This window comes from Akkermansia sp. UNK.MGS-1 (genome assembly GCF_000980515.1).
Lineage (GTDB): Bacteria > Verrucomicrobiota > Verrucomicrobiia > Verrucomicrobiales > Akkermansiaceae > Akkermansia > Akkermansia muciniphila.
This window is the reverse complement of the sequence record NZ_LBCB01000001.1, coordinates 243555-250220: the sequence shown is the minus strand read 5'-3', so window position 1 is coordinate 250220 and position 6666 is coordinate 243555. Positions and strand designations below refer to the sequence as shown.

The following is a 6666-nucleotide window of genomic DNA, read 5'->3' as shown; positions in this document are numbered from 1 at the left end:
GAACTTCTCATCCAAACCGGAATACCGGAGGATAAAATCAGGGTTATTCCACATTTCATCCGGCAAAACCCCGCCCCTGCCGCCGACCAGCCCCGCCGAGACGTCCTTTACGCCGGACGCCTGACGCAGGAAAAAGGAGTCCTGCAACTGGTTCAGGCGTGGGAACTCCTATCCCCCCCCGGTCGCATTCTCTACCTGATGGGAGACGGCCCCCTGCGCGGAGAACTGAAGCGTTATATCTCTTCCCGCCATCTTGAATCCATCCGCCTGACCGGGTTCATTCCCCATGAGGAACAAGGAGCCGTCCGCGCCGCCTGCGGCCTCTCCGTAGCGCCCTCCCTCTGGGAGGAAACCTTCGGTATGGTTGTCCTGGAATCATGGCTCCACGGCACGCCCGTCATTGTTACCCCGAACGGCGGCCTGCCGGAGCTCATCACCCACGGCAGGAATGGCTGGATTGCACAGGAACCTTCCGCGGAATCCCTGGCGGAGACGCTGCACACCGCCCTGAAGCAAGAAGAACGCTGGCCGGCCATGGGCGCGCACGGGCAACAACTTTTGTCCTCCACATACTCCCCCGCCGCATGGCTCCGGTCCATGGAAGCCCTTCTTGGCGAGCTCCGCGTTTTCCATTCATCTTCCACCCCACCAACATCATGAAATGGTATACATGCACGCCCGTTTCCTTCAAAGGGGACCATACTTTCTTTTCCCGTGATTCAGGCGCTTTCTGCAAGGCCTTTCAGAGAATCGGAGTGGAGAGCAGAGCCATCATGCCCACACCTGTCCAGGAAAACGATGAGCCCGATCTCATCCGCACGGAATACGCCAACCTGGAAGACCCCGTCTGGTGGAAATCCCTGGGTATTGACGGGTTGATCCTGTACGGCTGGGGAATGGGAAAATACCTTCCTATCGCCAGAGCCATCCATGAAGCGGGAATTTTTCTGGTAGTATACATGGATTCCTCCGGGCTGTTCTTCCCGTGGCAATACTGGCTTCCCATCGCGGAAAATATGTACACCAAAGACGTCTTCACCCACGGGAAAATCAAAGGTTCCGCTTTTTTCCTGCTGCGCCTTCTGAAACAACACACATGGAACCTCGCCAGCAGGGGGCGCAGAAAACATTTGGACTCAGGGGACATGGTCACCTTCCCCATTCCGTCAGCCCTCCAATCCGTTGCAGATAGGGAATGGCTCTATGGAAAATCCATCGTCCGGAAACTGGCTCTGGTTCCCCCCCCCATTTCTTCCACCTGCCGCTTTGCAGGAGAGAAGCGCAACATCATTATGGCCGTAGGCCGCTGGGACGATCTTCTCTATAAACGCCCCTGCCTGCTGATGTCCACGCTGGAACAGGCGCTTGCCCACGCCCCGCACTGGGAAGCGGAAATTTACGGCAATATTCCTGACTTTCTCCGGGAATGGCACGGCAATCTTCCGGAGCCCCTTCGCACCCGGATTCATCTGGCCGGCTATATCCCAAACATTGAGCTGCAAAAGAAACAATCCCTGGCCAGAATCAGTCTCTGCACCTCCCTATCCGAAAGCACGCACCTTGCCTCCGCAGAAGCGCTGTGCGCCGGGGCCTCTGTCGTAGGGCCCCGCCTCACGCCTCAGCTGAACTGCCTGCAATGGTACGTTTCCCATGATTCAGGCACACTCAGCCCGGACGATTCTCCGGAAAGCCTCTCCGGGGCGCTTCTGGAAGAAATCCGCGCCTGGGACTCCGGAAAACGCGACCCGGAGGAAATATCCCGCTATTGGTGTTCCCTGCTGCATGCGGAAAATTCCTGCAAACGCATTATTGCCGCCTATGAAGCCGCCCAAGGGGGAAAAACCGGCCTCTAACTACCCGACAGGGCATGCGCCTCAATCCACACATCCTCCCATTTCCTGTCCGCCAGCGCCCCGTAGAGAGGATGGCTCCACAACCGGGCGCGCATGGCCGCGGGGGAAGCCAGTCCCAGCAGAAAGCGCGCCAACTGGGAAGGGCGGGCCAGCGCGGGCTTCCTCTGCCCCGCCAGCTCCATGACGGCGGAGCGCAGCTCTTCCGGTAACGGGGGGAGTTCCTCTTCTTCCATGGCCGCAGGCAACATCCCGCAGCACGCAGGACAATGCCCGCAAGGTCCGGACAGGTCCCGGAAACCGAAATAGGCATCCAGGCTTCTATTCAGGCAGGCGGAAGACGTCAGCGTAGAAACGCAGGTTTTCCAGCGTTCCAGCCCGTTCAACCGGGATCTGGAAAAATACTGCGCAAATTCCTCCGCAGCCTCTTCCGCGTCAAATCCTTCCGAATACAAATGAAGGGCTGCCTGGCGCAGCTCCACTTTCCATTCCCCGGAAAGGGCCAGGTCACCAAGCCAGGCGACGGCTTCTTCCCATGAAATTCCCCATTCCACAGCCAGATCCTCCACCTCTCCCTGCCGGCGCATATCCATCCATTGCAGCCGGGCGCATTCCTCCCCGCCGCGGCCGCACAGAATTTCCTCCATCCGGAACAGAGGGCGCACCCTGTAATACTTGAACCCCGTCCCCTTCTCCCGTACGGAACCGGAACGTTTCAGGTCAAACAGCATCCGGTCCACCGCCACATCCGGCAAATCATAAACGGAGGAAGCCTCATACAGGGAAACAATGTGCTCCCCCCTGCGGGACAACAGGGATACCAGCCCTTTCATGCCGTGCCGGTCCGGCTCCGCCGCATGCAGCCGGTTGACTACGGCCACGCTGTCGCGGGCGGACAACATCACCAGGCTGAAGGAAGGAAGGCCGTCGCGTCCTGCACGGCCGGATTCCTGAACATACGCCTCCAGGCTGGCGGGGGGGTGGTAATGCACCACAGAACGCACGTCCGGCTTGTCAATCCCCATGCCGAAGGCAATCGTCGCCACCAGCACGTCCGCCGTACCTGCCAGAAACTCATCCTGAACCAGCCCCCTCGTCTCCGGGGGCATGCCCGCATGGTAGGACTTGACGGAGAAACCGGCTTTTCCCAATTCGTAGGAAAGGTTTTCCGCATCTTTGCGGGTCCGCGTGTACACCACGGCAGGACGGCGGCCTCCCTCTTTCAACAATTCAACCAGCCGCGCGGTCTTATCCTGATCCTTCAACGTTTCCACCTGGCGGAAGATATTCGCACGGTACGGCGCAGCCCGGAAAATACATTCATCACTCACGCCAAACAGGCCGGCCAGATCGCGGCACACCCGCTCCGTAGCCGTGGCCGTCAACGCCATGACGCTGCGGAACCCGTGCTTTCTGAAAAAAACGGGCAGCCCCAGATAATCCGGACGGAAACTGTGCCCCCATTCCGAAAGGCAATGGGCCTCATCCACCACGAACAAGCCGGGGGGAACAAGCTCCATGGCCCGCTGAATCCACGGGGATTCCAGAGACTCCGGAGCGGCAAACAGAAGGCGGACGCCTCCGGACTTCAATCTGTCCATCAGGGAGGCCTTATCTTCCTCCGCCAGGGTCGAATCATACCTGGCGGCGGCCACGCCCAGTTTTTCCAGACCCGCCACCTGGTCGCGCATCAGGGCAATCAACGGAGAAACCACAACCGTCAGCCCGTTTCCAAGCACCGCCGGAATCTGATAGCAAAGGCTCTTGCCGGAACCCGTAGGCAAAATACCGATGCAGGAACGGCCCTCCAGCGCGCACTCCACAAGCTCCCTCTGCATGGGACGGAACCGTTCCTTGCCGAACAAACGCAGCGTGTCTTCCAGAGCAGAGGAAAGCATGGGGCAAAAATACCATAATGCAGAATCCCGGCAAAAGGAATCCTATGACATTGACACGGCGCCGTCATCCTATATCCTCCAGGCAATATGAGACCTTTGAAAACCATCATCGCCGGAACTCTGGCCCTGCTGGCGGCAGCTCCCCTTTCAGCCCAAACCAGAGCTGAGGAAAATAAAAAACCGAATATCCTCTTTATCATTACGGACGACCACGCCTACCAGACGCTGGGCACCGGCAATAATGATTCCCCCGTGGCCCTGCCCAATTTCAACAAACTGGGACGCCAAGGCATGGTTTTTGACCGCAGCTACTGCGCCAACTCCCTGTGCGGCCCCTCCCGCGCCTGCATCCTGACCGGCAGGCATTCCCACATGAACGGCTTTGTCTTCAACGGACAAAGACCGCTGGACGGCTCCCAGCCCACCTACCCGAAAATGCTGCAGAAAGCCGGATACCAGACGGGCCTTTTCGGCAAATGGCACCTGGAATCAAATCCCACCGGGTTCGACACGTGGGAAATCTTCCCCGGCCAGGGCAGCTACTACAATCCGGACTTTATCAGCCTCAAGCCGGACGGCAAACGCCAGACAAAGCGTTTTCCCGGATATGCCACGGACGTGGTCACGGACAAATCCATCCAGTGGCTGGAAAACCGGGACAAGAACAAGCCTTTCCTGCTCGTTGTGGGCCACAAGGCCCCCCACCGCGCCTGGTGCCCTGCTCTGCGCCACCTGGGCAAGGTGGACACTTCCAGCATGACGCCGCCCGCCAACTTCCATGACGACTATGCCAACCGTCCGGAATTCCTGAAGAAAAACCAGCAGACCGTCGCCAATCACATGGCGATTTATTCCGACCTCAAAGTGCTTAAGGACCAGGTTCCGGAAGAGATGCGCAAAAGCATCGTTTCCCCCGGTTACGGCTGGGACCTGGGCGAGTTGAACCGCATGACTCCGGAAGAAAAGAAAACCTGGACGGACTATTACGCCAAGCGCACCAAATCCCTGGTGGACGGCATGAAATCCGGAAAACTGAAGGACCCGAAAGCGTTTGCGGAATGGAAGTGGCATGCCTACATGGAGGATTATCTGGGATGCCTTCTGTCCGTGGACGACAGCATCGGCCGCCTTATGGAATATCTGGACAAAGAGGGGCTTGCGAAAAACACGCTGGTCATCTACTGCGGAGACCAGGGGTTCTACATGGGAGAACACGGCATGTACGACAAGCGCTGGATTTTTGAAGAATCCCTCCGCATGCCCCTCATCATGAGATGGCCCGGCAAAATTCCCGCGGGCATCCGCAACAACACCATGGTGCAGAATATCGACTACGCTCCCACCATCGTTTCTGCGGCAGGGGCGGACACTCCGGAAAACATGAATACCTTCCAGGGCGTATCCCTGCTTCCCACCGCTTTCACGGGCAAAACTCCCGACAACTGGAGGGATGCCATTTACTACTGTTTTTACGAAAATCCCGGCGAACACAACGCCCCGCGCCACGACGGCATCCGGACGGACCGCTACACGCTTTCCTACATCTGGACCAGCGGCGAATGGATGCTCTTTGACATGAAAAAGGATCCCATGCAAATGAAAAACGTCATTGACGATCCTGCCTACAAGGCTACGGTGGAACAGCTCAAGAAGCGTTACCACGAACTGCGCAAAACCTATAAAGTTCCGGAAAACAGCCCCGGAGGCAAAGGAACGCCTATCCCCAAATTCGACGCTTCCTGGTAAAAGCCACACGGGAAACTACCTTTCCAAGCGCCGGTTTTTCCGGCGCTTTTTTTATTTTCGTCCATAGCAGGCCGGAGAGATCCGTCACGGAGGCCGAAACAGGCAAACTCCCCTTCCGCACACAACCGTCCATCAACCGTAAAACCCGCGGAGGGGTCTCAAGCCCGCCAGCTTCATCAATTTATTCATGGCTTTTTCATACAGGAAAAACGCCTGTTGCATGCAGCAAAGCACGGGCATTAAGGGATGCTCCGCTTTCTTTGCGCCAAGCTCTTCCAAAAACCGGTCCGGGTCCTTGTCGTCAAAACCGGGATGCCGCTCAAACGCCCGGCGGCCTTCCAGATGAATGACGCCCTTCCCGGAATACAGGCAGTCCAGATGATGTTGCGCCGCCACGAGAGACAGCAGCGTCTGATCGTGCGTATGAGCTACAAAATTATCGCGGCAACGGCTCTCTTCTTCCGTAGTGGCGGAAGACACCAATTTGAACTGACGGCACAAATCCATCCATTCACGGAGAATTCGGAGGCTTTGTTCCGATTTTTTCAAGAAAAGGAAGGAGCCCTGAATCAGGGGAGCCTGTTCAAAATACCCGCTATCCAGCTTCAATTCATCAAAAACGCTCTGCTTGCACCACCGCGTAAGGCCTCCCGTATAATAGGAAATATTCACGCCCGGCATCATATCCTGCCCCTTCTCCCGGAGCCATTGGACAAACGGCTCCAAGGAATGATGGAAAAGCCTCCCCGGCGGGCGCCCCGCATCCGTATAAAGCAGGTAATCCCCTTCCTCCAAATGTTCCAGCTCCTTGAGAATGATGAAGGGTTTCCATACCCAAAACCCGGCACCCTGTAAATTCGGGTCAAACCATGGAATAGCTTCCCTGATTCCTTCCCTCTCCAGGCGATTAAGATTCCAACAGGACAACTCCACTGAGGAATCCGCCAGCCTCAGGCTCATCATCTGCATCCATTGCCGCAAATGATAGCCGCGGGTCGCGAAAGAACAATAACGGATAGCCATACTCCCAGATTCCGGTGGAAACCATGTCCCTAAAAACGGGAACACATCTTCTGCGTCCGTACCTATAACGAGTTGTAAATCCGCTGTCAATGGAAAACTTTAACGGAGAATCATCTCCGTGCATGGAACCACGGATTGAAACAGGATTT

5 protein-coding genes are annotated in these 6666 nt (G+C 57.0%); 3 read left to right on the top strand and 2 right to left on the bottom strand.

Annotation, left to right across the window (positions count from 1 at the left end; translation table 11 throughout):
- Both WW58_RS01075 and WW58_RS01070 read left to right on the top strand, forming a co-directional pair.
- Positions 1 to 660 (top strand): glycosyltransferase family 4 protein (locus tag WW58_RS01075; RefSeq protein ID WP_046434569.1); only part of this gene is annotated, 660 nt, incomplete at its 5' end.
- Positions 657 to 1853: a glycosyltransferase gene (locus WW58_RS01070; protein ID WP_046434567.1), complete on the top strand. Its 1197-nt coding sequence runs from the start codon at positions 657 to 659 to the stop codon at positions 1851 to 1853. The genes WW58_RS01075 and WW58_RS01070, both read left to right, overlap by 4 nt.
- Here WW58_RS01070 and WW58_RS01065 read toward each other — a convergent pair.
- Entirely contained in the window at positions 1850 to 3748 is a 1899-nt protein-coding gene (locus WW58_RS01065; protein ID WP_046434565.1) for a RecQ family ATP-dependent DNA helicase, read from the bottom strand. The genes WW58_RS01070 and WW58_RS01065 overlap by 4 nt on opposite strands.
- 87 nt (positions 3749 to 3835) lie before the next feature.
- On the opposite strand from WW58_RS01065, the gene WW58_RS01060 reads away from it, so the two are divergent.
- Positions 3836 to 5494 carry a sulfatase family protein gene (locus tag WW58_RS01060; RefSeq protein ID WP_046434563.1) on the top strand — a complete coding sequence of 553 codons (1659 nt, stop codon included), beginning with the start codon at positions 3836 to 3838 and terminating at the stop codon, positions 5492 to 5494.
- 132 nt (positions 5495 to 5626) lie between these two features.
- Here WW58_RS01060 and WW58_RS01055 read toward each other — a convergent pair whose 3' ends face one another.
- Positions 5627 to 6517 carry a hypothetical protein gene (locus tag WW58_RS01055; protein WP_046434561.1) on the bottom strand — a complete coding sequence of 297 codons (891 nt, stop codon included), beginning with the start codon at positions 6515 to 6517 and terminating at the stop codon, positions 5627 to 5629.
- Positions 6518 to 6666 lie beyond the last annotated feature (149 nt).